Here is a 25,315-nt window from a genome sequence, read left to right as displayed (position 1 = left end):
GCCCAAGCCCGCCCAATGAGCCCCGCCGCCAAGTCCACCGAGCCCTCCGGCCCCCGCCTGCTGGTGGTGGACGACGATGCCGACATGCTGCGGCTGCTGTCGATGCGCCTCAACGCGGCCGGCTACCAGGTCACGGCCGTGACCTCGGCCGAATCGGCGCTCACGCAGCTCGAGATCGAGCATCCGCAGCTGGTGCTCAGCGACGTGCGCCTGCCGGGACGCGACGGCCTGCAGCTCTTCGACGAGATCCGCAAGCGCCATCCGACGTTGCCGGTGATCCTGCTGACCGCGCACGGCACCATTCCCGACGCGGTCGAGGCCACGGCGCGCGGCGTCTTCACCTACCTGACCAAGCCCTACGACGCACGCGAGCTGCTCGAGAAGATCTCGCAGGCGCTCGCGCTCGGCGCACCGCCGCCCAGCGCCGGCAAGAGCAGCGACGAGAGCTGGCGTTCCGAGATCGTCAGCCGCAGCAACCGCATGGCCGAGGTGCTGGCCGAGGCGCGCATGGTCGCGCAGTCGGATGCGAGCGTGCTGCTGCGCGGCGACAGCGGCGCCGGCAAGGAAATGCTGGCCCGCGCCATCCACAAGGCCAGCGCACGCGCGGCCAAGCCCTTCGTGGGGGTGAACTGCGGTGCCATTCCCGAAGCGCTGCTCGAATCGGAACTGTTCGGCCACATGAAGGGCGCCTTCACGGACGCCGTGGCCAACCACAAGGGACTGTTCCAGCAGGCCGACGGCGGCACCCTGCTGCTCGACGAAATCGGCGACATGCCGCCGGCGCTGCAGGTCAAGCTGCTGCGGGTGCTGCAGGAGCACGCCGTGCGGCCGGTGGGTGCCACGCAGTCGATCGCGGTCGACGTGCGGATCATTTCCGCCACCCACCGCGATCTCGACGCCGCGATGGAGGCAGGGCAGTTCCGCGAGGACCTGTATTACCGCCTCAACGTGGTCACGCTGAACCTGCCGCCGCTGTCGGCGCGGCGCGAGGACATCCCGCTGCTGGCCAATCACTTCCTGAACCGGCTGTCCAGCAAGTACAACAAGCGCCTTTCGGGCTTCGCGCCGGAAGCTTTGAAAGCGCTGACCACTGCGCCCTGGCCGGGCAACGTGCGGCAGCTCTTCAATGTGGTCGAGCAGGTGTGCGCGCTCTCGAGCTCGCCGTTGATCCCGTTGGCGCTGGTGCAGCGGGCGCTGCGCTCGCCGAGCGTCGAGGTCCAGACCTATGCCGATGCCAAGCAGCGCTTCGAGCGCGAATACCTGGTCGGCCTGCTCAAGCTGACCGACGGCAACGTGGCCGACGCGTCGCGGCTGGCGGACCGCAATCGCACGGAGTTCTACCGCCTGCTGCAGAAGCATGGGCTCACCCCGGGCCACTTCAAGGCCGACGTGTCGCTGGCCGGCGCTGGCGTGTCGCCGCCCGGCGACGAGCCTAAGTAGTTGATTTCATTGGAAATTGACCTGCCGTTTACCGAGCGTGTCGGGATTCGGCGACAAATTCGGGGGTTTTGAGGCCTTTGGACCTCAAAAAATCGCGCCGACAATGCTCAAATTGCCGTAAGCCTTTGATTTAAAAGCGCTTTTCAGGCCTGGCACAGGGTTTGCCCTTGTACTGGCATGACAGCTATCACCAGCCCATCTTTCGCACTGCGTCCGCAGCGCGACGGCCTGCGTCAAAAGCAGTTTTCCCTCTCGCGGTCGCGCACCGCGGGGCACCCGTCGTCGGCGCTGGCCCATGGCGGCGGCGCGGCACCGGACTGCGTCTTCAAGCGCTTTCCGGCCATTGGCGACACCGCCTCCGACAAACAACGTTGAGAAACAGCCAGCAAATTGCCATGAAGCCCAACGACTTCTCCCAACTCAACGTCCTGACCGAGGCCGATTTCTCCCACCGCAGCGTGCTGCGCGAGGAGCGTCACCCCAATTCGGTCACGGCGCCTCCCATCAACCGCGGCTCGATGACGCCCCGCCCCTGGCGCGGCTTCTGGAACAGCATCGGCACCGCCATGCTGGTCAAGCTCGGCGCCGGCAAGGCCGGCGCCGACGCGTCGCCCGCGCCCCGGCCGACGCAGGCTTGGCAACGTGCTGCCCAGCAACGCCGCCTCGCCTTCATGGCCCTGACGGTGTTCAGCACGATCGTCGCGTCCACACTGTTCGCCGGCGTGCAGCCCGACTACAACAACTTGTGGCTCGAGTACGGCCAGATCGGCCTCTACGGCTTGCTCTCCGGCTGGGTCGTGACCGGCTTCGTGACCGCGCTCATGGGCTTCTACGTGTCCGTTCGCGGTGACAAGCACGCGCTGTCGGCAAAGCAAGTGGCGCACCACCCGATGAACCCGGAAGCGCGCACGGCGATCATCATGCCGATCTGCAACGAAGACGTGGCGACCGTGTTCGCCGGCTTGCGTGCCACCTGCGAATCGGTGGCGTCGACCGGCCATGCGAAGCAGTTCGACGTGTTCGTGCTGTCCGACAGCTACAACCCCGAGACGGCCGCCGCCGAGCGCAAGGCCTGGGAAGAACTGCGCGCCGCGCTGGCCGACAGCCCGAACCAGCCGCAGGTCGAGGTGTACTACCGCCTGCGCACCCGCCGCACGCACCGCAAGGCCGGCAACGTGGCCGACTTCTGCCGCCGCTGGGGCAAGGACTACCGCTACATGGTGGTGCTCGACGCCGACAGCGTGATGAGCGGCGACTGCCTGACCTCGATGGTCAAGCTGATGGAAGCCAACCCGACGGCCGGCGTGATCCAGACCGCCACCCAGGCCATCGGACACGTGACGCTGCACGCCCGCGCCCAGCAGTTCGCATCGCGCGTGACGGGCCGCCTGTTCACGCTGGGCATGCAGTTCTGGCAACTCGGCGAGTCCCACTACTGGGGCCACAACGCGATCATCCGCGTCGAGCCCTTCATGCAGCATTGCGCACTGGCGCCGATCCGCGGCAAGGGCGGCTTCGCCGGCGGCATCATGTCGCACGACTTCGTCGAAGCCGCGCTGATGCGCCGTGCCGGCTACCACGTGTGGCTGGTCGCCGACCTGGTCGGCAGCTATGAACAGCAACCGCCGGACCTGCTGGCCGAACTGCAGCGCGACCGCCGCTGGTGCCAGGGCAACCTGCAGAACGCCCGCCTGATGGCCGAACCCGGCCTGCATCCGGTGCACCGCGCGATGTTCGTCACCGGCACCATGGCCTACGTCTCGGCACCGCTGTGGCTGGCCTTCCTGACCCTGGGCACCGCCCTGTGGCTGAGCGGCTCGAGCCTGATCGCCAACTGGATGGTGATGCCGATGGAACTGGCCGGCCTGTGGCTGTGGACCCTGTGCCTGTTGTTCCTGCCTCGCATCCTGGGCCTGGTGGCCGTGGTCATGCGCAAGGAGCAGCGCCAGTACGGCGGCGTCGGCGGCCTGATCAAGAGCGCCGCACTCGAAAGCGCGCTCGCCATCATCCAGGCGCCGGTTCGCATGCTGGCTCACTCGCTGTTCGTGGTGGTCGCGCTCACCGGCATCAAGCTGGAATGGAAGTCGCCTCCGCGGGAAGCAGCTGCCGTGCCGTGGCGCATCGCCTTCACGCAGCTCGCACCGATGACGCTGGTGATCGCCGCCTTGGCGGTGGGCATCGCGATGATCGATGCCAGCGCCCTGACCTGGTTGATGCCGGTTGGCCTGCCGCTGCTGCTGGCGATCCCGCTGACGGTGCTGACCAGCCAGATCGCGCTCGGCAACTCGCTGCGCGACCGTGGCTTCCTGCTGATTCCGGAAGAGTCGCGTTCGCCGGCCGTGCTGCGCAGGGCCTGGATGCACGCGGTGCGCCTGGCCAGAGCTTGACGCTCCCTCGCCCACAAAAAAGCCCGCTGAGCGGGCTTTTTTTATGGGCGCTCAGAAGCGCGGCATCCCGCCGCCGCCTCCGCCCATCCCCGGCATGCCCTTCATGCCCCCCATCCGCTTCATCATCTTCATGAGGCCGCCGCCCTTCATCTTCTTCATCATCGTCTGCATCTGCTCGAACTCGTTCAGCAGGCGATTGACCTCCTGAACCTGCACACCGGCACCCGCCGCGATGCGGCGCTTGCGCGTGGCCTTGAGCAGTTCGGGCTTGCGGCGCTCCAGCGGCGTCATGCTGTTGATGATGCCTTCCTTGCGGCGGATGTCGCGCTCGGCGCGGGTCATGTCGGCTTCGGTCGCCTTGGCGGCCATCTGGGCAGGCAGCTTGTCCATGATGCTCGACAGGCCGCCCATCTGCTTCATCTGCTGCAGCTGGCCAAGGAAGTCGTTGAGGTCGAAGCCCGCACCGCTCTTGACCTTGGCGGCGAGCTTCTGCGCCGCCGCCACGTCGACGCCGGCCGTGACCTGTTCGACCAGCGCCACGATGTCGCCCATGCCCAGGATGCGGCCGGCATGGCGCTCGGCATCGAAGACCTCCAGCCCGTCGATCTTTTCGCTGACACCCGCGAACTTGATCGGCACGCCGGTGACCTGCCGCACCGACAACGCAGCGCCGCCGCGCGAGTCACCGTCGGTCTTGGTCAGGATGATGCCGGTGAGCGGCAGCGCCTCCTTGAAGGCCTTGGCCGTGTTGATCGCGTCCTGGCCCTGCATCGCATCGACCACGAACAAGGTCTCGACCGGATTCAGCGCGCCATGCAATTGCTGGATCTCGGCCATCAGCACCTCGTCGATGGCGAGGCGGCCGGCCGTGTCGACCAGCAGCACGTCGAAGAAATGGCGCTTGGCGTGGTCGAGCGCAGCCCTGGCGATGTCGAGCGGCTTCTGGTCCGGCGTGCTCGGGAACCATTCGGCACCCGCCTGCTTCGTCACCGTCTTGAGCTGCTCGATGGCGGCCGGCCGGTAGACGTCGCCCGACACCGTCAGCACCTTCTTCTTGCGCCTCTCGATCAGGTGCTTGGCCAGCTTCGCGGTGGTGGTGGTCTTGCCCGCACCCTGCAGGCCGGCCATCAGGATGACGGCGGGCGGCTGGGCCACGAGGTTGATGTCGGCCACGCCTTCGCCCATGGTGGCGGCGAGCTCGCGGTTAACGATGCCCACCAGCGCCTGGCCCGGCTTGAGGGAGCCCAGCACTTCCTGGCCGAGCGCTTTTTCCTTGACGCGGGCGACGAAGTCGCGCACCACGGGCAGCGCGACATCGGCCTCGAGCAGCGCCATGCGCACCTCGCGCAGCATGTCCTGGACGTTGCTCTCGGTGATGCGGGCCTGGCCGCTGACCTGCTTGACGAGGCGTGAGAATTTTTCGGTGAGGGCGCTGGCCATGGTGCTTCCCGCGGCGGGGATCGGTGGGTGGGGGAGCAGGCGTTCCTTGGCGGGAAATACGCGAAGGCGAGAGGCTAAACTCCGGCCGATGATTTTAGCGATCCCCTCTCCACTCGGCGTGGCGCTGGGCATCGCCGCAGCCGCGGCCTACGGCGCGACCGCTGCCGCATCGTCCTGGCTCGGACGGCCCGCCACCCAATGGATGCTCGGCTTGGCCTGGCTGCTGCACGCCGGCGTGCTGGCCTGGTCGCTGGCTGGCGGCAACCCGCGCTTCGGCTTCGCGCCCGCGCTCTCTGTCACGGCCTGGTTGGTGATGACGGTGTATGCCATCGAAAGCCGCCTCTATCCGCAGTTGCAGGTGCGGCGCGTGCTCGCAGGGCTGGGCGCGCTGGCGGTGCTGCTGGCGCTGGTCTTCCCGGGCACGCCGCTGCACGTATCGGCCTCGCCCTGGCTGCCGCTGCACCTGGCGCTCGGCATCGCTTCATACGGCCTCTTCGGCGCGGCCGTCATCCATGCCTGGATCATGACCCGCACTGAAAAACAGATCCGCCTCGCGGCCGAGCCGCATGCCGGCGTGCCGCTTCTGACCATGGAACGACTGACCTTTCGCTTCGTCACCGCCGGCTTCGTGCTGCTGTCCGCCACGCTGCTCGCCGGCCTGCTGTTCAGCGAGCAGCTCTACGGCATCGGCGTGCGTGGCTGGAAGTGGGACCACAAGACAGTGTTCTCCGTGCTGGCCTGGCTCGCTTTCGCGGTGCTGCTGGTCGGGCGCTCGCGTTTCGGCTGGCGCGGTCGTGCGGCGCGGCGCGTCCTCTACGCCGGTTCGGCGCTTCTTCTTCTGGCCTACGTGGGCTCGCGCTTCGTGCTCGAAGTCGTCTTGGGGCGGGTGGCGGCATGAAATACCTGGTGGTTCTTCTCGTGGTGCTGATCGCCATCTGGGCCTGGCGCAATGCGCGCCACCGCAAGGAGTTGGAAGCGCATCACGCGGCGCCCCCAAAGCCGCCTGTTTACGACATGCCCAACAGCAAGGAGCCGATGATGCCCATGGTGCGCTGCCGGCATTGCGGCTTGCATGTGCCCAGCGCCGATGCGGTGTACGACTTCGACAAATCGACGTACTGCAGCGTCGCCCATCGGCTGGCGAAGACCGGCCGCTGAGACTGCCGATGACGCCGCTCCTCTGGTCGCGTGCCGAGCCGGCGACCGATTGGGCGCCGCTCGACCAGGTCCGCGGCGACAGTTCGGCCCTGCAGCGGCTCTGGCGCGGATTCATGACCGCGCGCAGCTTCGTCGCACTCGTGCTGCTGCTGCTTCAAGGCGTGATCTATGCGCTCGGGCAGCCGCCCCGGCCGGCCATCGTTCTGATCACGGGTGCGTACCTGCTGGCCACGATGTTGACGGCGCGCTTCGCGACGTTCCGGCCGCCGATCCGCCGCTTCGGCTCGGCCTGGCTGGTCACGGTCGGCATCGATCTCGTGGTCTTCAGCGCCCTTCAGTTGCTGCAGGCGGGCAGCATCAACTACACACCGCTCTTCGCGCTGCCGGTGCTGATGGGTGCGGTGCTCGGCACCGGCACGGTGGGCATGGGCACGACGGCGATGGTCGCGCTGCTCCTGCTCGCACATGCCGGCTGGTTCTGGCTGTTCGACCAGTCCGACGCCTCGGCACGCTTCGTCCAGGGCGCGCTCACCGGCACCGGTCTGTTCGTGGTCGCACTGCTGGCGCACGAGCTTTCTCGCCGCCTGATGCGCGAGGAGGCGCTGGCAGAAACCAACCGCAGCGCCGCGCAGATGCACGCACTGGTCAACGACCTGGTGATCGAGACGCTCAGCGAAGGCGTGCTGGTGATCGACTCGCAGGGCCAAGTGCATGCGTCCAACCCGGCCGCGGACACCATCCTCGGCCAGGGCCTCGCGCAGCTCGCGTTGCCCTTCACGCTGGGTGCGTATCCGGCCTGGGCACCGCTGGCGACGATCGCACGCAACACCTTTGCGCGCCGCACGTCGCAGGCACGCGAACTGCCCATCGCACAGGCGCAGGGCTCGCCGCGCGAGGTTCGTGTGCGCACGCGCCTCACGCGCGCCGAGGAGCTCGGCATCGACAGCCTGTGCGTGATGTTCCTGCAGGACCTGCGCGAACTCGAAGCGCGAATCCGCACCGAAAAGCTGGCCGCCATGGGCCGCATGTCGGCGGCCGTGGCGCACGAGATCCGAAACCCGCTGGCGGCGATCGCGCAGGCCAGCGCTCTTCTGGCCGAAGACCTGGTCGATCCGGCCCACCGCCAGCTCACGGGCATGGTGCAGCAGAACGCCCAGCGCCTGGCGCGCATCGTCGACGACGTGCTCGACGTGGCACGCGCCCGCCAGCAGCGGGTGCTGCCGCTGGGCGAACAGCTGGTGCTCGATCCGGCCGTGCGCATGCTGGCCGAGGAATGGGTGCAGCAGTCGCAGCGTCAGGGCGTTCAGCTGGTGCTTGCGGCCGGGGGCAGCGCGGTGCGTTTCGACATCGAGCACCTGCGCCGCATCCTGGTGAACCTGCTGGACAACGCCGCGCGCTATGCCGGATCGCGCGAGGGCTCGATCCAGGTGACGACGCGGCTGAACGCCTACGGCGGCGCCGGCCTGCACGTGTGGAGCGATGGCGCGCCGCTCGAACCGGCCGTTCAGCGCCATCTTTTCGAGCCCTTCTTTTCGTCGGAAAGCCGCTCCAGCGGGCTCGGGCTCTTCCTGTGCCGCGAGCTGTGCGAACGCCATGGCGCCACCATCAACTACGAGCGCCGCTCGCTGGGCGCGGGCGAGCCCGAGGGCAACGAGTTCGCGATCGCCTTCCTGTCCGGCGAAAGTGGGCTGACACAATAGCGCCGTGAGCAGTTCTCATCCGTCCGCACCGCGCACCGTCCAGATCCTGGTCGTCGACGACGAGCCCGACCTGCGCACGCTGTACGAACTCACGCTGCTGCGCGAAGGCTACCGCGTCGAAGCGGCGGGCAGCGTGTTGGAGGCGCGCCGGCACCTCGATGCCGGCCGCTTCGACGCCGTGATCACCGACATGCGCCTGCCCGACGGGCTGGGCCTGGAGATCCTGCAGCGCATACAGCAGGAACAGCGCAGCGAGCGCTGCGTCGTCATGACCGCCTACGGCTCGGCCGAGAACGCGGTCGAGGCGCTGAAAGCCGGCGCCTTCGACTACCTGACCAAGCCGGTGGACCTGAAGCAGTTCCGAAGCGTGGTCGCATCGGCCGTGCAGGCGCAATCCGTGGCACCGGCACGCGCGGTGCGACCGGTCGAGGACAGCGCCAGCAAGGCGACGGTCGCCGCGCCGAGCGACGCCGGCCAGGCCGCGCTCGAACGGCTGGTCGGCAGCTCCGAGCCGATGCGCCTGGTGAAGGCGCGCATCGCCAAGGTCGCGCGCGGCATGGCGCCGGTGCTGGTGCGCGGCGAGTCCGGCACCGGCAAGGAACTGGTCGCACGCGCGGTGCATGCCTGCAGCCAGCGCAGCGACGGGCCTTTCATCGCCGTCAATTGCGGCGCGATTCCCGAGAACCTGCTCGAGGCCGAGTTCTTCGGCGCACGGAAGGGCTCTTACACCGGCTCCGCGCAAGACCGCGACGGCTACTTCCAGGCCGCGCGCGACGGCACCCTGTTCCTCGACGAGATCGGCGACCTGCCGCTGGCCATGCAGTCCAAGCTGCTGCGTGCCATCCAGGAGCGCAGCGTGCGGCCGATCGGCTCGACCCAGGAAGACGCGGTCGACGTGCGCATCGTGAGCGCCACCCACAAGGACCTGCATGCCGAAGTGCAGGCGGGGCGGTTCCGGCAAGACCTGTTCTACCGGCTCAACGTCATCGAGATCGCGGTGCCGGCGCTGCGCGAACGCCGCGAAGACCTGCCCGCCCTCAGCGAAGCGCTGCTGACCCGCATCGCGCGCGACGCCGCGATGCCGGCGCCGGCGCTGTCTGCCGAGGTGCTGCACCGGCTGTCGCAGCATCCCTTGCACGGCAACGTACGCGAACTCGAAAACCTGTTGCATCGCGCGGTGGCACTGAGCGATGGCGACGTGCTGCACCTCGACATCGCCGGCGCGCCCGCGGCGCTGCAGCCGGCGGACCCCGCACCAGAAGCCGCGCTTCCAGGCGCACAGTCGGCAGCGGAATCGCCGGCCCCGTTGCCTCCGGTCTATGCATCGTTGGCCGTGCCCAGCGACCTGCAGAGCTACCTCGATCAGCAGGAGCGCGAGATCCTGGTGCGAGCGCTGCGCGAAAGCGGCTTCAATCGCACCGCGGCCGCGGCGCGGCTGGGGCTCAGCCTGCGGCAGATCCGCTATCGCATCGCACGCCTGGGCATCGCGACGCCGGGCGGGGACGACAACCATGGCAATGGCGCCGACGAGTGAGCGCAGCGGCGGCGACGGCCTCTGGCAGGCCGGCTGGTACCGCTTCGCACGCGCTCTCCACTCGCCGAATTTCGGACCACGGCCGGTCGGTGCGCATGTCGACCTGATCGTGCTGCATTCGATCAGCCTGCCGCCCGGCCGCTACGGCGGCGACGAAGTGCAGCAGCTCTTCACGAACCGGCTCGACTGGGATGCCGACCCGTACTTCGAGCGCATACGCGGGCTCGAGGTCTCGGCGCATTTTTTCGTGCGTCGCAATGGCGAACTCTGGCAGTTCGTGAGCTGCGACGACCGGGCCTGGCATGCCGGCGCGTCGTCGTGGCGTGGGCGCACCAACTGCAACGACGACTCGATCGGCATCGAACTCGAAGGGCTGGAAGGCGAGGGTTTCGAAGCGCCGCAGTACGAGACGCTGGCGAGCCTCTGCCCCGCGATCGCGCAGCACTACCCGATCGCCTTCATCGCCGGCCACGAACACATCGCGCCAGGCCGCAAGGAAGACCCGGGCAGCGGCTTCGACTGGCCCTTGCTGCAATCGCAAACGGGGTGGGACCGCGCGATGTTTCCCGATGCCGTAGTGCAACGCTGAATTTTTTCAATCGCTGCTCCGGTCGCGATGCAAGCGCGCGACGGTCGCGCGCAATTGTTTCCCGCAGCGATGCTGCCTAGCAACCATGCGGCTTTCAGGCCCAAAAGCGCTCGCAGGGCGCATGAACAGCGGCACGCGTTAAGGTGGTTCAACAGCCACGCGGCACGGCATGCCGCTCACCATCGCGCGTGGGCGGCGACGGGGATGTAGGTGCATTGAACTACAAGGAAAACACTACATCTAGTGGGTTGTAGCCCATTTGGACCCCAGATATAGTGTGCCCTGCCGCGCGCCTCACGCCGAGCAACCGGCCAGTGCGGCGCCGCCCCCAACAAGAATTGCCAACCGAGGACCGAATGCAAACTGCCCTGAACCAACCCGCCACGCCTCGCGCCGTACCCTCCTCTACGACGCAGCACGACAAAGCCGGCTCGCCTGCTGGAAGTGCACTCGCCAACTACCAGATCATCCGCCGCAACGGCGCGGTCGTCCCCTTCGAGCCCAACAAGATCGCGATCGCGATGATGAAGGCCTTCCTCGCGGTGCACGGCACCCAGGGCGCGGCCTCCGCCAGCGTGCGCGAGACGGTCGACACGCTGACCCAGGCCGTCGTGCGCGCGATGCAGCGCTCGCGCCCGGGCGGCGGCACCTTCCACATCGAGGACGTGCAAGACCAGGTCGAGCTCGGCCTGATGCGCGGCGGCCACCACGAAATCGCGCGTGCCTACGTGCTGTACCGCGAACGCCGCGCGCAGGAGCGCCTGCGCCAGGGCGAGCAGGATGCACCGATCGCGGTGTCCACCCTGCACGTGCTGGACCGCGGCGAACGCGTCGCGCTCGACCTGAACGAGCTCAAGGGCTTGATCGAATCCGCCTGCGCGGGCCTGGGCGACAGCATCACCGCCGGCCCGATCGTGGCCGAGACCATGCGCAACCTGTACGACGGCGTGCCGCTCGACGAGGTCTACAAAGCGTCCATCCTGGCCGCGCGCACGCTCATCGAGAAAGACCCCGACTACACGTTCGCCACCGCGCGCCTGCTGCTGCACACGATCTTCAAGGAGATCATCGGCCGCGAAGTGCCGTCCGCCGAGCGCGCCGGCGTGTATGCCGATTACTTCCCGCAGTTCATCAAGAAGGGCGTGGACAACGAACTGCTCGATGAGCGGCTGCTTCAGTTCGACCTGGCCCGCCTGGGCGCCGCGCTCAAGCCCGAGCGCGACCTGCAGTTCGACTACCTGGGCCTGCAGACCCTGTACGACCGCTACTTCCTGCACGTGCGCAAGTCGCGCATCGAGCTGCCGCAGGCGTTCTTCATGCGCGTGGCCATGGGCCTGTCGCTCAACGAGATCGACCGCGAAGCGCGCGCCGTCGAGTTCTACGAGGTGCTGTCCTCGTTCGACTTCATGTCCAGCACCCCGACGCTGTTCAACAGCGGCACGCTTCGCTCGCAGCTGTCCAGCTGCTACCTGACCACCGTGCCGGACGACCTGGACGGCATCTACGAGTCGATCAAGGAAAACGCCCTGCTGTCGAAGTTCGCCGGCGGCCTGGGCAACGACTGGACCCGCGTGCGTGCGCTGGGCAGCCACATCAAGGGCACCAACGGCGAATCGCAGGGCGTCGTGCCCTTCCTCAAGGTGGTGAACGACACCGCCGTCGCGGTGAACCAGGGCGGCAAGCGCAAGGGCGCGGTCTGCACCTACCTGGAGAGCTGGCACCTGGACATCGAGGAATTCCTGGAGCTGCGCAAGAACACCGGCGACGACCGCCGCCGCACCCACGACATGAACACGGCCAACTGGATCCCCGACCTGTTCATGCGCCGCGTGATGGAAAAGGGCAACTGGACCTTGTTCTCGCCCTCGAGCGTGCCGGACCTGCATGACCTGTTCGGCGCCGACTTCGAAGCCGCCTACGTGGCGTACGAAGAGAAGGCCGCGCGTGGCGACATCAAGCCCAGCAAGACGCTGCCGGCCTCCGACCTGTGGCGCAAGATGCTCACGATGCTGTTCGAGACCGGGCATCCGTGGATCACGTTCAAGGACGCCTGCAACGTGCGCTCGCCCCAGCAGCATGCCGGCGTGGTCCATTCGTCGAACCTGTGCACCGAGATCACGCTCAACACCAGCGACAGCGAAACGGCCGTCTGCAACCTGGGCTCGGTCAACCTGCTGCAGCACCTGAAGGACGGCAAGGTCGACCAGGAGAAGCTCAAGCGCACCGTCTCCACCGCGATGCGCATGCTCGACAACGTGATCGACATCAACTACTACGCGGTCAAGAAGGCGCGTGACTCCAACCTGCGCCACCGCCCGGTCGGCCTGGGCGTGATGGGCTTCCAGGACGCGCTGTACGAACTGCGCGTTCCCTACGCCTCGCACGAAGCCGTGCAATTCGCCGACGAGTCGATGGAAGCCATCTGCTACCACGCCTACTGGGCCTCGACCGAGCTGGCGCGCGAGCGCGGCAAGTACTCGAGCTACAAGGGCTCGCTGTGGGACAAGGGCGTGCTGCCGCCCGACACGCTCGACCTGCTGGAGCGCGCACGCGGCGGCTACGTCGAAGTGGACCGCTCGGCCACGCTCGACTGGGACGCCCTGCGCCAGAAGATCAAGGCCGACGGCATGCGCAACTCCAACTGCGTCGCCATCGCGCCGACCGCCACCATCTCGAACATCATCGGCGTGGACGCCTCGATCGAGCCCTGCTTCGGCAACCTCTCGGTCAAGTCCAACCTCTCCGGCGAGTTCACCGTCATCAACCATTACCTGGTGCGCGACCTCAAGCGCCTGGGCCTGTGGGACGACGTGATGGTGATGGACCTCAAGCACTTCGACGGCTCGCTGCGCCCGATCGACCGCGTGCCGCAGGACGTGAAAGCGCTCTACGCCACCGCCTTCGAAGTCGAGACCACGTGGCTCGTGGAAGCCGCTGCGCGGCGCCAGAAGTGGATCGACCAGGCGCAGTCGCTCAACATCTACATGGCGGGCGCATCGGGCAAGAAGCTCGACGACACCTACAAGCTCGCGTGGCTGCGCGGCCTGAAGACCACTTACTACCTGCGCACGCAGAGCGCGACGCATGCGGAGAAGTCGACCGTGCAATCGGGCCGGCTCAACGCGGTGTCGTCGGGTGCGGGCGGCGAGTCGTCGTCCGGCATGAGCGCGCTCGACGCAGCGGCTGCCGCTGCGAAGGCACAGCTCAACGCGATGCCCGCAACCGACATCGCGTTCTGCGGCGTCGACGATCCGACGTGCGAAGCGTGCCAGTGATGTCGGTCTGAAGTCGCATCGATTCGCGGCATCGCCCGACAGATGGCGATGCACGCGAACAACATAACGGCAACATAAATAGAGCGCGATGTGAAGGAGCACTTTGCAACTCACATCGTTGCTCACATAATTTGAGCATTGGATTTTTCTATGTTGACCTGGGACGAAGAAGTCAAGCCCTCCTTGCCAAGTACGCAACAAGGACTCCGGCATTCACCAAACAGCGGCGCGCAAGCCGGCCGCTCGGTGGAACATCCGACTTCGCAATTCGCGCCTGCACTCTCCGCAGTCGCCAACACCCTCTCTCCGCTCTCTCCGATTTCGCAACCGTCGGCCCGCACGCTCGATGACGGCGCCGCCCTGCGCGCACCGCAAGCCGCGCCCGCGACCGCTGCAGCGCGCCGCGTGAAGGCCGCCGACAAGCGCATCATCAACGGCCAGACCGACGTCAACCAGTTGGTCCCCTTCAAGTACAAGTGGGCCTGGGAGAAGTACCTGGCCACCTGCGCCAACCACTGGATGCCGCAGGAAGTGAACATGACGCGCGACATCGCGCTCTGGAAAGACCCGAACGGCCTGACCGAAGACGAGCGCCGCATCGTCAAGCGCAACCTCGGCTTCTTCGTGACGGCCGACTCTCTGGCCGCGAACAACATCGTGCTGGGCACCTACCGCCACATCACGGCGCCCGAATGCCGCCAGTTCCTGTTGCGCCAGGCATTCGAAGAAGCGATCCACACCCACGCCTACCAGTACATCGTCGAGTCGCTGGGCCTGGACGAGAGCGAGATCTTCAACGCCTACAACGAAGTGCCGTCGATCCGCGAGAAGGACCAGTTCCTGATTCCGTTCATCGACGCCATCAGCGACCCGAACTTCCACACCGGCACGCACGAGAACGACCAGACGCTGCTCAAGTCGCTGATCGTCTTCGCCTGCCTGATGGAGGGTCTGTTCTTCTACGTCGGCTTCACGCAGATCCTGGCGCTGGGCCGCCAGAACAAGATGACCGGCGCTGCCGAGCAGTACCAGTACATCCTGCGCGACGAGTCGATGCACTGCAATTTCGGCATCGACCTGATCAACCAGCTCAAGCTCGAGAACCCGCACCTCTGGACGGCCGAGTTCAAGGCGGAGATCAAGGCCCTCTTCCTGAAGGCCGTCGAACTCGAGTACCGCTACGCCGAAGACACCATGCCGCGCGGCGTGCTCGGCATGAATGCCTCCATGTTCAAGGGCTACCTGCGCTACATCGCCAATCGGCGCGCGCAGCAGATCGGCCTCGAAACGCTCTTCCCGAACGAGGAGAATCCTTTCCCGTGGATGAGCGAGATGATTGACCTGAAGAAGGAGCGCAACTTCTTCGAGACCCGCGTGATCGAGTATCAATCGGGCGGTGCGCTCTCCTGGGATTGAATTGTTCCGATAAAAAATACAGTGAGTTCAAGAATAGCTTTCACCGACGACATGCACCGAAGAGTGCGGCGGCGTTGAGAGCGCGGGTGTTCATGGCGCTGGGGCTCGAATCCAACGTCATGAATCGCTTCACGCTACCAACATGCGTGGAGTGCTTCGAAGGTTGATTTTTCAACTTGAATCAGGAGAAAAGAGAAATGGCAACTGCAAAGAAAGCGCCGGCCAAGAAAGCCGCTGCAAAGAAGGCTCCGGCCAAGAAGGTCGCTGCCAAGAAGGCTCCGGCTAAAAAGGTCGCAGCGAAAAAGGCTCCTGCCAAGAAGGTAGCGGCCAAGAAGGCGCCGGCCAAGAAGGCCGCAGCGAAGAAGGCTCCCGCCAAGAAGGTAGCGGCCAAGAAGGCGCCGGCGAAGAAGGCCGCAGCGAAGAAGGCTCCTGCCAAGAAGGCGGCAGCGAAGAAGGCGCCGGCGAAGAAGGCCGCTGCCAAGAAGGCCCCTGCGAAAAAGGCGCCTGCGAAGAAGGCTGCGGCAAAGAAGCCCGCCGCCAAGAAAGCAGCGAAGAAGCCTGCTGCCAAAAAGGCCGCCAAGGCACCCGCTGCCGCTGCCCCTGCGCCTGCTGCCCAGACGACGCTGAATCCCCAGGCTGCCTGGCCGTTCCCCACGGCCAGCAAGCCCTGAGTTTCTCAGCGCTCCAAAGGCAAAAGCCCGGCACGCAAGTGCCGGGCTTTTTTCTTTATGCGAGGCCCAGTGCCTGACGATCGACCTGGTAGTTCTGCGGGCCGCGTTGCGCGATCTTGAGCGCGCCCAGGCGGTTGCCCAACGCAGCGCAGCGTGCGAGGGGCCAGCCCTGCTCGAGGCCGTACAGCAGCGCGCCACGCCATGCATCGCCGCAACCCGTCGGCTCGACGACGGCGGTCGGCTTGACGGCCGGCACGTGCTCGCGCTCGCCCTGCGTCCACACCTCGCAGCCCTCTGCCGCCAGCGTGACGACCAAGCCTTGCACGCGCTTCGACAACTCGGCCAGGCTCCAACCCGTGCGCTGCGACAGCATCTTGCCTTCGTAGTCGTTGACAACCACCCAGTCGGCCAGCTCCACGAAATGCTTGAGCTCCTCGCCGTCGAACATCGGCAGACCCTGGCCCGGGTCGAAGACGAATGGAATGCGCGCGGCCTTGAACTGCTCGGCGTGCTGCAGCATGCCCTCGCGCCCATCGGGCGCAACGATGCCGAGCCGGATGTCGTCACGCGCCGTCACCTTCGTGATGTGCGCCTGCTGCATCGCGCCGGGATGGAAGGCAGTGATCTGGTTGTTGTCGCGGTCGTTCATGATCATGGCCTGCGCGGTGAAGGTGTCGCCGACCTGGCGCACGAACTCCGTGCTGATGCCCAGCGAACGCAGCCGCTCCAGGTAGTCGGCGCCGTCGCTGCCGACAGTGGCCATCGGCAGTGCCCTGCCGCCCAGTGCGTTGAGGCTGTAGGCGATGTTGCCGGCACAACCACCGAAATCACGACGCAGGCCAGGCACCAGGAAGGACACGTTGAGGATGTGAAGCTGGTCCGGCAGGATCTGATCGGCGAACCGGCCCTCGAACGTCATGATGGTGTCGAATGCGAGAGAACCGCAAATTACTGCTGCCATGTTGGAAGTACGGGTTGGATTGAAGAAAGGAGAAGCCGAAAGTCGAACGTGGTCGGCTCTCGTCAGGGATAGAACGCCAGCAGATGAAAGCCAGCCACCGGCGGCAGGGCCGCGGCCTCGGGGCCGCTGAGCGCGAGCGGCAGCGAGGTGGCGCGCTGGCCACGTGCCAGCAGCACTTCAGGCGCGCCGAAGTCGGCCGGTGTGAGCACGCGCCGCACCACGGTGCGTTCCTGCGTGTCGAGCAGCGACAGTTCGACGGCCGGCATCGCCAACGGCACGGTTGCCGCATTGCGCAGGGTGAAGCTCAAGCGATAAGCATCGCCGCTCTTCTCGCGCGCGAACGAGGCGCCGTCGATCGTGATGTCGCCGATTTGCCGCAGCGCCGACAGCTCGCAGCCCGTGAGCCCGCACAAGGCCGTGAGCACGGGGCGCAGCGAAGGCTGGCGCGCCAGGACGACGTCGCGTTGCTGGCGCAGCACCTGCATCACCAACAGGAGTCCGGCCAGCACGGCCACGGTAGTCAACGTGCGGCGTCCACCGATGCGCTGCCAGAAGTCCGCCGCGCCGTCGTTGGCGGCGAAGGCCGGCACATGGTGCGGCGAATCGGCATCGGCGTCCGACTCGGCGGCGGTCAGCACCACGGGGGCGGATTCGCGTGCGGCGCGCTCTTCGCCGCGGGCCTTGGCCTTGGCGATCTTCGCGGACTTCGCGCGTGCGCGCCGCAGCGCCTTCTTCAATTGCACGTCGGCGACTTCTTCACCGTCTGTCGCCTTGGCGGACGCCGTCGGCGCAGAAGACTCGCGCAGCGGCTGGGAGGACGACCAACGCGCCACCGAGCGGCCGATGGGCGGCGAGGCCGGCAAGTTCAGGTCGATGTCCGGAAAGGGGGGCAAGGTGCGGTACGGCGGCACGTACGGCTTCACTTCCTCCGCCGACACCGGCCACGGCTCTTCGGTCAGGATGCGGGCCAGAGACATCGGGTCGAGCGTCGCTGCCGCAGCGGTAGGCGCAGGTGTGGGCGCAGCAGGTGCAGGTGCTGCCGATGAACCTACGGTCGCGGTCGCGGGCAGTCCCAGAGGCGCGAGCACGGGTGAAGGCGAAGGTGCGGGCTCGGGCGCTGGTGGCGACTCGACGACCGGCGGGTCGGCTAGATGCTCGTCGTCGACGAAATCCGCTTCGATTTCTTCGCCTCGCACCCGCGTCGGTTCCCCCTGCGGCTCCGGTTCCGGTTGCGCTTCTGGCTCCCGTTCCGCTTCCGGTTGCAGCCTCTGCTCTGGCTCCGATTGCGCCTGCGATTGCGCCTCCGGCTCCGGGCGCCCCTCGGAGGCTTCATGCAACGCGAGCGTCGCATCGAAGACCTCGCTGCAGCGGCCGCATCGCACCCAGCCATCGGAGATGCGAAGCTGGTCGCGGACCACCTTGAAGGTGGTGCCACAGGCGGGGCAGCGGGTGACCAGGCTCATGAGGCGCAGATTGTAGGGTTGCGACCCCAGGCGAAAGGAGTTACGAGAGGCGAGCGGTCATGAGGATCCAGCCGTCCTCGGCGTCGCTGACCTCGAGCGCCGCGTAGGGCGCATACGCCATCTTCAGCTCGTCGGCCTGGCGTTCGAGGATGCCGGCCAGCACCAGTGCGCCACCGGGCGCCACGTGCTCGCAAAGCAGCGGCGCCAGCACCTTGAGCGGCGTCGCGAGGATGTTCGCGAGCACGACCTCGTAGCGCCCTTGGGCCAGGTCGCTGAGGCCGGCGCGAAGCTGAACGCCATTTGCCTCGGCGTTGAGCCGCGTGGCGTCGACCGCGGCTTCGTCGATGTCGACCGCATCGATCGTCGACGCGCCGAATTTGGCGGCGCCGATCGCCAGGATGCCCGACCCGCACCCGTAGTCCAGCACGCGGGCGCCGTCGATGCGCCCTTGCGTGGCGATCCAGCGCAGGCACATGCGGGTGGTCGGATGCGTACCGGTGCCGAACGCCAGCCCCGGGTCGAGCCGGATCACCTGCAGCGCGGCAGCCGGCGGCTCGTGCCAGGTCGGCACGATCCAGAACTCGGGCGTGATCTCGACCGGCGCGAACTGCGACTGCGTGAGGCGCACCCAGTCCTGCTCGGGCACGTCGACCAGGCCGAGCGTCGTGCAGCCTTCGAAGAAGTCCTGCGCCGCGAGCACGGTGGCCGCCTCGCGCGCCTGCGCCTCGTCGGCGAACAAGGCAATGACACGCGAACGCTGCCAGCCCTCCTTGGGCGGCGGCATGCCGGGCTCGCCGAAGAGCGCCTGTTCGGCATCGGTCTGCGCGTCGGCGTCTTCGACCGAGACACTCAACGCGTCGAGCGCCTCGAGCGCGTCGCTGACGGTCTCGACGCGGTCCTCGGGGGCCAGCAGGCGCAGTTCGAACATCAGCGACCGCTCAACGCTTGTGCGCCGCGAGCCACTCTTCGAGGTAGTGGATGTTGGTGCCGCCGTTCATGAAATTGGCGTCGACCATCAGCTCGCGGTGCAGCGGGATGTTGGTCAGGATGCCTTCGATGACCGTCTCGTTCAATGCCGTGCGCATGCGCGCGAGCGCCTGCTCGCGGGTGTCGCCATGCACGATGATCTTGCCGACCATCGAGTCGTAGTTGGGCGGCACGAAGTAGTTGGTGTAGACGTGGGAATCGACCCGCACACCCGGCCCGCCCGGCGGATGCCACATCGAGATGCGGCCTGGCGACGGCGTGAACTTGAACGGGTCTTCCGCATTGATGCGGCACTCGATCGCATGGCCGCGCATCTCGATCTGGCGCTGCGTGAAAGGCAGGCGCTCGCCGGCGGCGACCATGATCTGCGTCTTCACGATGTCGATGCCCGTCGTGAATTCGGTGACCGGGTGCTCGACCTGCACGCGCGTGTTCATCTCGATGAAGTAGAACTCGCCGTTCTCGTACAGAAACTCGAAGGTGCCGGCGCCGCGGTAGCCGATCTTCTTGCAGGCGGCTGCGCAGCGCTCGCCGATCTTCTCGATCAGCTTGCGCGGAATGCCCGGCGCGGGCGACTCCTCGATCACCTTCTGGTGGCGGCGCTGCATGGAGCAATCGCGCTCACCCAGGTACACCGCGTTCTTGTGCTTGTCGGCCAGCACCTGGATCTCGATGTGGCGCGGGTTCTGGAGGAATTTCTCCATGTAGACCGAGGGATTGTTGAAGGCCGCACCGGCCTCCGCCTTGGTCATCTGGATCGCATTGATCAATGCGGCTTCGGTGTGGACCACACGCATGCCGCGCCCGCCGCCGCCGCCCGACGCCTTGATGATGACGGGGTAGCCGATGGCGCGCGCGATTCGCTTGTTGATGGCGGGGTCGTCCGAGAGCTCGCCCTCGGAGCCGGGCACGCAGGGCACGCCCGCCTTGATCATGGCCTGCTTGGCCGAGACCTTGTCGCCCATGATGCGGATGGACTCGGGCGTCGGCCCGATGAACTGGAAGCCGCTTTGTTCGACGCGTTCGGCGAAATTGGCGTTCTCGCTCAAGAATCCGTAGCCCGGGTGAATGGCCTCGGAATCCGTCACCTCGGCTGCCGAGATGATCGCCGGCATGTTCAGGTAGCTCTGCGCCGACGGCGCCGGGCCGATGCACACCGCCTCTTCAGCGAGCTTCACGTACTTGGCTTCGCGGTCGGCTTCGGAATACACCATCACCGCCTTGATGCCCAGCTCGCTGCAGGCGCGCTGGATGCGAAGCGCGATCTCCCCCCGGTTCGCGACCAGTATCTTCTTGAACATGGTCACTCGATGATGAACAGCGGCTGGCCGTATTCGACCGCCTGGCCGTTTTCGCCGAGGATCTGGGTAACGGTGCCGGACTTGTCGGCCTCGATTTCATTGAGGATCTTCATCGCCTCGATGATGCAGATGGTGTCGCCTTCCTTCACTTGGCTGCCGACTTCGACGAAGGCAGGTGCACCGGGGCTGGACGAGCGGTAGAAGGTGCCGACCATCGGCGACTTGACCACGTGCCCGGACGGCGCGGTTTCGGTGGCAGGCGCCGCAGCGGCGACCGGAGCGGCCGCTTGGCCAGCAGCGGGCGCGGCACCAACAGCCGGCGCAGGCGCGGGAAGTGTCTGCACGTACTGAACCGGTGCGGCGATCCCACCCTTCACGATGCGGACCTTGCCTTCGGTTTCAGTGATTTCCAGCTCGGAAATATTCGATTCGGACACCAGGTCGATCAGTGTCTTGAGCTTGCGCAGATCCATGGGACTCCAGCTCCGGCATGGCCGGCAATGAGGACTAATTCAGGACATTTGGCCTGAACATCGGCGTACTGCGGCGTTTCGCGGTCAACTACACCGATTGGGGATCGGCATTCTAGCTGTGAACTAATTCCGCCGCCATGTCTGGAGGTCGGCGGGCTCGATCTTGCCCATTTTACGCGCGACAACCGCGCCACCCGCGTCGACAACGAGGCTGAAAGGCAGTCCTCCGGCGGTGTTGCCGAGGTTTTTCACCATCTCGGTGCCTTGCAGGCCGGCGAGGCCGATCGGATAGTTTACGGGCGTCTTGGCCAGAAACTTACGCACGGAAGTCGGCTGATCGATTGCCAATCCAACCACTTGCCAGCCGTTGGCCGAATTTTCACGGAAGAATGCATCGATCATCGGCATCTCTTCGACGCAGGGCGGGCACCAGGTTGCCCAGAAATTGACGAGCAGCGGCTTGCCGCGCAATTGCGTGAAAACCAGTTCGCCGCCTTCGGGCCGGTCGAAGCGCTGATCCCAAAAATCGCTTCCCAGCTTGGTGCCGGCGGCATCGCTGCGCGTTTGCCACAAAGCGCCACCCAGGCCGGCGACCGCGGCGGCGGCGGCCACCCCTCCAACAAGCCAATTGCGTCGCGTCGGCGTCGGTGTCATGTCGTGTCCTTTTCGATCAACCGCCGAAGCGCTGCCAGATTGCCCCGCGGGACACGGCCCTGCGAATCGGGCTTGAGGGCGCCGCGCAGGTCGTCCAGGTCGTAAACCAGCAAGTGCACCCCGATTTCCTCCCCGAGCGCACGGCTCGCGGCATGGACGCTGAGCGCCTCCACCTGCTCCCCATGAAAGCCGGTGACCATGCGCGGCTCGTAGTCCACGTGATGGTCGATCAGCGTGATCTCCGCCGATTTCGAGTCGTCGCAGAACAGCTGGATGTAGATGTCCGACAGCCGGGTCGCCGTGCCGTGCCACACGGCGCCGCCGATGTGCGGCCGAAACTGCGCCATGTGCTCCATCCATTCGAGGGCCAGCACGCGTAGCGCATGCAGTTCCTTGGGCTGGGTGTCGGCGCAGAAGAGCTGGATGTAGTCGCGGACCTCGTGCTCGACCTCGTCGTTGTGCGGCAGCGCGGTACGCGCCGGCAGGCCGAGGTCGCGCAGCGCGCGGCGCTTGGCCGGGCCGTACTCCAGCCCCTCCTCGACGATGAGGCGGGCGGCGGCGGCTGCGATTTCCTGCTTGGGCGCGTCCATCGGGCCATTGTGCCCAAAGGAGGACGCGTCCAGTGGATCGGCCTGCGCGCATCCCTAGAATCGACCGATGCACATTCACATCCTCGGCATCTGCGGGACCTTCATGGGTGGCGTGGCCGCCCTGGCGCGCGAGGCCGGCCATCGGGTCACGGGCTGCGATGCCGGTGTCTATCCGCCGATGAGCGACCAGCTGCGCGCGCTCGGCATCGAGCTGATCGAAGGGTATGGCGCCGACCAGATGGCCCTGCAACCCGACGTCTTCGTGATCGGCAACGTCGTGTCACGGGCCCGGCTCGCCGATGGCAGCCCCAAGTTTCCGTTGATGGAAGCGATCCTCGACGCCGGTGCCGACTACACCAGCGGCCCCCAGTGGCTGGCCGAGCAGGTGCTGCAGGGCCGCCACGTGCTGGCCGTGGCCGGCACGCACGGCAAGACGACCACCACATCGATGCTGGCCTGGATTCTCGAGCGCGCAGACCGGGCTCCGGGCTTCCTGGTGGGCGGCGTGCCCTTGGACTTCGGCGTTTCGGCTCGCCTGGGCAGCGGATCACAGAAGCTTTTCGTGATCGAGGCCGACGAATACGACACGGCCTTCTTCGACAAGCGCAGCAAGTTCGTGCACTACCGGCCACGCACCGCGGTGCTCAACAACCTGGAATTCGACCACGCCGACATCTTCGACGACCTGGCGTCGATCGAGCGGCAATTCCATCACCTGGTGCGCACCGTGCCGTCCAGCGGCCGCGTGGTGGTGAACGCCACCGAGGACAGCATGCAGCGCGTGCTGGCCCGCGGCTGCTGGAGCGAATTGTCCCGCTTCGGCGTCGGCGGCGAATGGCAGGCGCGCGGCTCGCACGACGTCTTCGACGTGCTGCGGCAGGGCCGGGTGGCCGGCCGCGTCGAATGGGGGCTGTCGGGGCTGCACAACCAGATGAACGCGCTCGCTGCGATCGCCGCGGCCGAACACGTGGGCGTGGCGCCGGCCGAGGCAGCAGCGGCCCTGGGAAGCTTCCGCAACGTGCGCCGGCGCATGGAACTGCGCGGCACGGTCGAGCGGGTGGCCGGCAAGCTCACCGTCTACGACGACTTCGCACACCATCCCACCGCGATCCGCACCACGCTGGAGGGCCTGCGCAAGAAGCTCGACGGGAGTGGGCACGAGCGCGATCGCATCCTGGCCGCCTTCGAGCCCCGCAGCAACACGATGAAGCTGGGCACGATGGCCGCGCAGCTGCCGTGGAGCCTGGAGCAGGCCGACCTCGCCTTCTGCCACAGCGGCGGACTGGACTGGGACGCCGCTGCCGCGCTCGCGCCCATGGGCGTACGGGCCTCCGTGGCCGACGCGATCGATCCCCTCGTCGCGAAGATCGTCGCGGCGGCCCGCCCCGGCGACCACATCGTGTGCATGAGCAACGGCGGCTTCGGCGGGGTGCACGAAAAACTTCTTTCGGCCCTGGGCAAGACGGGCGCGGCAGAATAGGCCCATGCGCGCGCGGCAGCTCATCGAGACCCTGCAGCTGACGCCCCATCCCGAGGGCGGCTGGTTCCGCGAGCTGTTCCGCTCCACCGCACAGGTGGCGCCGTCCGATGGGCGGCCGACACGTCAAGCGCTCACCACCATCTATTTCCTGCTCGAGGCCGGCCAGTATTCGCGCTGGCACCGCGTGCTGTCCGACGAAGTCTGGGTCCACCTCGAGGGCGCTCCGCTGTCGCTGTGGACCAGCGATGCAGCGCTGCGCACGCCGCCTGCGCACGTCCGGCTGGGGCCGGTCGACGTGCATGGCACACATCCGCAACACACCGTGCAAGCGGGCCGCTGGCAGGCCGCGAAGCCGCTGTTGCTGCCCGACGGCGCCGACTACACCTTGGTCCACTGCACCGTCGGCCCCGGCTTCGACTTCAGCGATTTTTCATTCATGCACCCCGAGGGCGAAGAGGCCGCGCTGCTGCGCCACCACTGGCCCACCCTGGCCGAGCTGATCTGATCCAGCCGACGACGGCGGGCGAGCCGCGCCTCAACCCCGGCGCGCTTTCACGGCCTGCGAGAGCACCGACAACACCTGCGTCGAATCGTCCCAGCCCAGGCAGGCGTCGGTGATGCTCTTGCCGTATTCGAGGTTCGAGACCTGATCCTTGCCGGGGCTGAACTTCTGGGCGCCGGGCTGCAGGTGGCTCTCGACCATCAGGCCGAAGATGCTGCGTCCGCCGTGCGCGATCTGCCCGGCGATGTCCTTCGCCACGTCGATCTGCCGCTGGTGCTGCTTGCTGCTGTTGGCATGGCTGCAGTCGACCATCAGCGTCGGCGGCAGCTTGGCGGCTTCCAGGTCCTTGCAGGCGGCAGCCACGCTGTCGGCGTCGTAGTTCGGCGCCTTGCCGCCGCGCAGGATCACGTGGCAGTCCCTGTTGCCGTTGGTCTGCACGATCGCGACCTGGCCGTTCTTGTGGACCGACAGGAAATGGTGCCCACGCGCCGCCGCCTGGATGGCGTCGGTGGCGATGCGGATGTTGCCGTCGGTTCCGTTCTTGAAGCCGATGGGCGCCGACAGGCCCGAGGCCAGTTCGCGGTGCACTTGGCTTTCGGTGGTGCGCGCGCCGATCGCGCCCCAGGAGATCAGGTCACCGATGTACTGGGGCGAAATCACGTCGAGAAATTCGCTGCCGGCCGGCAAGCCCATGCGGTTGATCTCGATCAGCAACTGGCGCGCGATGCGCAGGCCTTCGTCGATGCGGTAGCTTTCGTCGAGGTACGGGTCGTTGATCAGCCCCTTCCAGCCGACCGTGGTGCGCGGCTTCTCGAAATACACGCGCATCACGATCTCGAGCGTGTCGGCGTACTTGTCGCGCTCGACCTTCAGGCGGCGTGCGTACTCGAGCGCGGCAATCGGGTCGTGAATGGAGCAAGGCCCCATGATCACCAGCAACCGGTCATCCTTGCCCGCCATGATGTTGTGGATGCTGCGGCGGGTTCCGGTGATCAGCGTCTCCACCGGCGTGCCCCGTATGGGGAAGAAGCGGATCAGGTGTTCGGGAGGCGGGAGCACGGTGATGTCCTTGATGCGTTCGTCGTCGGTTCGGCTGGTTTTCTCGACGCTCGCATACCAGTTCTCGCTGGTGGGTGCATGGCTCGTGCTCATCGCTTTTTTCCTTCAGTGAATCAGTTCATCGGGACATAAAAAAACCGCCGGGGGCTGTGGCCGCCGGCGGTTTGGGAGGGGTGTTCGGGTGCTTTACGCGCTCGCCTCTCGTCCGCCGGAGTCCGGGAACCAAAAGTACGAA

22 protein-coding genes are annotated in these 25,315 nt (G+C 66.7%); 13 read left to right on the top strand and 9 right to left on the bottom strand.

Annotated features, from left to right (window positions below):
- The first annotated feature begins 15 nt into the window (after positions 1 to 15).
- The 3 genes from B0W80_RS21310 to mdoH all read left to right on the top strand — a co-directional run bounded on the left by B0W80_RS21310 (position 16) and on the right by mdoH (position 3,827).
- Positions 16 to 1,440, top strand: a complete 1,425-nt coding sequence (locus B0W80_RS21310; protein WP_077001166.1) for a sigma 54-interacting transcriptional regulator — start codon at positions 16 to 18, stop codon at positions 1,438 to 1,440.
- Positions 1,441 to 1,617: 177 nt separating this feature from the next.
- A complete protein-coding gene (locus B0W80_RS21305) occupies positions 1,618 to 1,815 on the top strand; it encodes a hypothetical protein (protein WP_077001165.1) in 198 nt (65 codons plus the stop codon).
- A 20-nt stretch (positions 1,816 to 1,835) separates the two neighbouring features.
- Complete coding sequence (mdoH, locus tag B0W80_RS21300; RefSeq protein WP_077001164.1) at positions 1,836 to 3,827, top strand: glucans biosynthesis glucosyltransferase MdoH; 1,992 nt, start codon at positions 1,836 to 1,838, stop codon at positions 3,825 to 3,827.
- A 51-nt stretch (positions 3,828 to 3,878) separates the two neighbouring features.
- Here the strand turns inward: mdoH and ffh are convergent, their stop codons facing one another.
- The gene (gene ffh, locus B0W80_RS21295; protein WP_077001163.1) at positions 3,879 to 5,267 is read right to left on the bottom strand and encodes a signal recognition particle protein; all 1,389 of its coding nucleotides are present in this window, start codon (positions 5,265 to 5,267) and stop codon (positions 3,879 to 3,881) included.
- Positions 5,268 to 5,355: 88 nt separating this feature from the next.
- On the opposite strand from ffh, the gene B0W80_RS21290 reads away from it, so the two are divergent.
- The 8 genes from B0W80_RS21290 (at position 5,356) to B0W80_RS21255 (ending at position 15,610) form a co-directional block, all read left to right on the top strand.
- Positions 5,356 to 6,165, top strand: coding sequence for an inner membrane protein YpjD (locus B0W80_RS21290; protein ID WP_077001162.1), 810 nt, complete (start codon positions 5,356 to 5,358; stop codon positions 6,163 to 6,165).
- Positions 6,162 to 6,425 carry a PP0621 family protein gene (locus B0W80_RS21285; RefSeq protein WP_077001161.1) on the top strand — a complete coding sequence of 88 codons (264 nt, stop codon included), beginning with the start codon at positions 6,162 to 6,164 and terminating at the stop codon, positions 6,423 to 6,425. Before B0W80_RS21290 ends, B0W80_RS21285 begins: the two co-directional genes overlap by 4 nt.
- A gap of 8 nt (positions 6,426 to 6,433) precedes the next feature.
- Positions 6,434 to 8,125: a PAS domain-containing sensor histidine kinase gene (locus tag B0W80_RS21280; protein WP_077001160.1), complete on the top strand. Its 1,692-nt coding sequence runs from the start codon at positions 6,434 to 6,436 to the stop codon at positions 8,123 to 8,125.
- A 4-nt stretch (positions 8,126 to 8,129) separates the two neighbouring features.
- Positions 8,130 to 9,659 carry a sigma-54 dependent transcriptional regulator gene (locus B0W80_RS21275; protein ID WP_077001159.1) on the top strand — a complete coding sequence of 510 codons (1,530 nt, stop codon included), beginning with the start codon at positions 8,130 to 8,132 and terminating at the stop codon, positions 9,657 to 9,659.
- Positions 9,643 to 10,248 (top strand): 1,6-anhydro-N-acetylmuramyl-L-alanine amidase AmpD, encoded by a 606-nt coding sequence (gene ampD / locus B0W80_RS21270; protein WP_077001158.1) that lies wholly within the window; start codon positions 9,643 to 9,645, stop codon positions 10,246 to 10,248. The genes B0W80_RS21275 and ampD overlap by 17 nt, the downstream gene beginning before the upstream one ends.
- Positions 10,249 to 10,604: 356 nt before the next feature.
- Entirely contained in the window at positions 10,605 to 13,523 is a 2,919-nt protein-coding gene (locus B0W80_RS21265; protein WP_077001157.1) for a ribonucleoside-diphosphate reductase subunit alpha, read from the top strand.
- 150 nt (positions 13,524 to 13,673) lie between these two features.
- Positions 13,674 to 14,939 (top strand): ribonucleotide-diphosphate reductase subunit beta, encoded by a 1,266-nt coding sequence (locus B0W80_RS21260; RefSeq protein ID WP_077001156.1) that lies wholly within the window; start codon positions 13,674 to 13,676, stop codon positions 14,937 to 14,939.
- 197 nt (positions 14,940 to 15,136) lie between these two features.
- Positions 15,137 to 15,610 (top strand): histone H1-like DNA-binding protein, encoded by a 474-nt coding sequence (locus B0W80_RS21255; protein ID WP_077001155.1) that lies wholly within the window; start codon positions 15,137 to 15,139, stop codon positions 15,608 to 15,610.
- 55 nt (positions 15,611 to 15,665) lie between these two features.
- Here the strand turns inward: B0W80_RS21255 and B0W80_RS21250 are convergent, their stop codons facing one another.
- From B0W80_RS21250 to B0W80_RS21220, 7 genes are all read right to left on the bottom strand, one after another.
- Positions 15,666 to 16,571: a carbohydrate kinase family protein gene (locus B0W80_RS21250; protein WP_077001154.1), complete on the bottom strand. Its 906-nt coding sequence runs from the start codon at positions 16,569 to 16,571 to the stop codon at positions 15,666 to 15,668.
- Positions 16,572 to 16,633: 62 nt separating this feature from the next.
- On the bottom strand, positions 16,634 to 18,034 hold the full coding sequence (locus B0W80_RS21245) for a DUF3426 domain-containing protein (RefSeq protein ID WP_077001153.1): 1,401 nt from the start codon (positions 18,032 to 18,034) through the stop codon (positions 16,634 to 16,636).
- A gap of 40 nt (positions 18,035 to 18,074) precedes the next feature.
- On the bottom strand, positions 18,075 to 18,962 hold the full coding sequence (prmA, locus tag B0W80_RS21240; protein ID WP_077001152.1) for a 50S ribosomal protein L11 methyltransferase: 888 nt from the start codon (positions 18,960 to 18,962) through the stop codon (positions 18,075 to 18,077).
- 10 nt (positions 18,963 to 18,972) lie between these two features.
- Positions 18,973 to 20,322 carry an acetyl-CoA carboxylase biotin carboxylase subunit gene (gene accC, locus B0W80_RS21235; RefSeq protein ID WP_077001151.1) on the bottom strand — a complete coding sequence of 450 codons (1,350 nt, stop codon included), beginning with the start codon at positions 20,320 to 20,322 and terminating at the stop codon, positions 18,973 to 18,975.
- A 2-nt stretch (positions 20,323 to 20,324) separates the two neighbouring features.
- On the bottom strand, positions 20,325 to 20,795 hold the full coding sequence (gene accB, locus B0W80_RS21230; protein WP_077001150.1) for an acetyl-CoA carboxylase biotin carboxyl carrier protein: 471 nt from the start codon (positions 20,793 to 20,795) through the stop codon (positions 20,325 to 20,327).
- Between the two features lie 123 nt (positions 20,796 to 20,918).
- Positions 20,919 to 21,449: a TlpA disulfide reductase family protein gene (locus B0W80_RS21225; protein WP_077001149.1), complete on the bottom strand. Its 531-nt coding sequence runs from the start codon at positions 21,447 to 21,449 to the stop codon at positions 20,919 to 20,921.
- Positions 21,446 to 22,039, bottom strand: coding sequence for a hypothetical protein (locus tag B0W80_RS21220; protein ID WP_077001148.1), 594 nt, complete (start codon positions 22,037 to 22,039; stop codon positions 21,446 to 21,448). Before B0W80_RS21220 ends, B0W80_RS21225 begins: the two co-directional genes overlap by 4 nt.
- Positions 22,040 to 22,106: 67 nt before the next feature.
- On the opposite strand from B0W80_RS21220, the gene mpl reads away from it, so the two are divergent.
- Both mpl and B0W80_RS21210 read left to right on the top strand, forming a co-directional pair.
- Positions 22,107 to 23,519 (top strand): UDP-N-acetylmuramate:L-alanyl-gamma-D-glutamyl-meso-diaminopimelate ligase, encoded by a 1,413-nt coding sequence (gene mpl, locus B0W80_RS21215; RefSeq protein WP_077001147.1) that lies wholly within the window; start codon positions 22,107 to 22,109, stop codon positions 23,517 to 23,519.
- A 4-nt stretch (positions 23,520 to 23,523) separates the two neighbouring features.
- A complete protein-coding gene (locus B0W80_RS21210) occupies positions 23,524 to 24,024 on the top strand; it encodes a cupin domain-containing protein (RefSeq protein WP_077001146.1) in 501 nt (166 codons plus the stop codon).
- A 30-nt stretch (positions 24,025 to 24,054) separates the two neighbouring features.
- Here the strand turns inward: B0W80_RS21210 and B0W80_RS21205 are convergent, their stop codons facing one another.
- Entirely contained in the window at positions 24,055 to 25,173 is a 1,119-nt protein-coding gene (locus tag B0W80_RS21205; RefSeq protein ID WP_077001145.1) for a 3-deoxy-7-phosphoheptulonate synthase, read from the bottom strand.
- Positions 25,174 to 25,315 lie beyond the last annotated feature (142 nt).

The sequence above is a fragment of the Variovorax sp. KK3 genome, assembly GCF_001984055.1.
Classification (GTDB): domain Bacteria; phylum Pseudomonadota; class Gammaproteobacteria; order Burkholderiales; family Burkholderiaceae_C; genus Variovorax.
This window is presented reverse-complemented; position numbering and strand designations above follow the sequence as displayed.

Bases quoted from the DNA above. Each gene is read 5' to 3' on its own strand.
- B0W80_RS21310 (WP_077001166.1), top strand. From the start codon at position 16: ATGAGCCCCGCCGCCAAGTCCACCGAGCCCTCCGGCCCCCGCCTGCTG.
- B0W80_RS21305 (WP_077001165.1), top strand. From the start codon at position 1,618: ATGACAGCTATCACCAGCCCATCTTTCGCACTGCGTCCGCAGCGCGAC.
- mdoH (WP_077001164.1), top strand. From the start codon at position 1,836: ATGAAGCCCAACGACTTCTCCCAACTCAACGTCCTGACCGAGGCCGAT.
- ffh (WP_077001163.1), bottom strand. From the start codon at position 5,267: ATGGCCAGCGCCCTCACCGAAAAATTCTCACGCCTCGTCAAGCAGGTC.
- B0W80_RS21290 (WP_077001162.1), top strand. From the start codon at position 5,356: ATGATTTTAGCGATCCCCTCTCCACTCGGCGTGGCGCTGGGCATCGCC.
- B0W80_RS21285 (WP_077001161.1), top strand. From the start codon at position 6,162: ATGAAATACCTGGTGGTTCTTCTCGTGGTGCTGATCGCCATCTGGGCC.
- B0W80_RS21280 (WP_077001160.1), top strand. From the start codon at position 6,434: ATGACGCCGCTCCTCTGGTCGCGTGCCGAGCCGGCGACCGATTGGGCG.
- ampD (WP_077001158.1), top strand. From the start codon at position 9,643: ATGGCGCCGACGAGTGAGCGCAGCGGCGGCGACGGCCTCTGGCAGGCC.
- B0W80_RS21265 (WP_077001157.1), top strand. From the start codon at position 10,605: ATGCAAACTGCCCTGAACCAACCCGCCACGCCTCGCGCCGTACCCTCC.
- B0W80_RS21260 (WP_077001156.1), top strand. From the start codon at position 13,674: ATGTTGACCTGGGACGAAGAAGTCAAGCCCTCCTTGCCAAGTACGCAA.
- B0W80_RS21255 (WP_077001155.1), top strand. From the start codon at position 15,137: ATGGCAACTGCAAAGAAAGCGCCGGCCAAGAAAGCCGCTGCAAAGAAG.
- B0W80_RS21250 (WP_077001154.1), bottom strand. From the start codon at position 16,571: ATGGCAGCAGTAATTTGCGGTTCTCTCGCATTCGACACCATCATGACG.
- B0W80_RS21245 (WP_077001153.1), bottom strand. From the start codon at position 18,034: ATGAGCCTGGTCACCCGCTGCCCCGCCTGTGGCACCACCTTCAAGGTG.
- prmA (WP_077001152.1), bottom strand. From the start codon at position 18,962: ATGTTCGAACTGCGCCTGCTGGCCCCCGAGGACCGCGTCGAGACCGTC.
- accC (WP_077001151.1), bottom strand. From the start codon at position 20,322: ATGTTCAAGAAGATACTGGTCGCGAACCGGGGGGAGATCGCGCTTCGC.
- accB (WP_077001150.1), bottom strand. From the start codon at position 20,795: ATGGATCTGCGCAAGCTCAAGACACTGATCGACCTGGTGTCCGAATCG.
- B0W80_RS21225 (WP_077001149.1), bottom strand. From the start codon at position 21,449: ATGACACCGACGCCGACGCGACGCAATTGGCTTGTTGGAGGGGTGGCC.
- B0W80_RS21220 (WP_077001148.1), bottom strand. From the start codon at position 22,039: ATGGACGCGCCCAAGCAGGAAATCGCAGCCGCCGCCGCCCGCCTCATC.
- mpl (WP_077001147.1), top strand. From the start codon at position 22,107: ATGCACATTCACATCCTCGGCATCTGCGGGACCTTCATGGGTGGCGTG.
- B0W80_RS21210 (WP_077001146.1), top strand. From the start codon at position 23,524: ATGCGCGCGCGGCAGCTCATCGAGACCCTGCAGCTGACGCCCCATCCC.
- B0W80_RS21205 (WP_077001145.1), bottom strand. From the start codon at position 25,173: ATGAGCACGAGCCATGCACCCACCAGCGAGAACTGGTATGCGAGCGTC.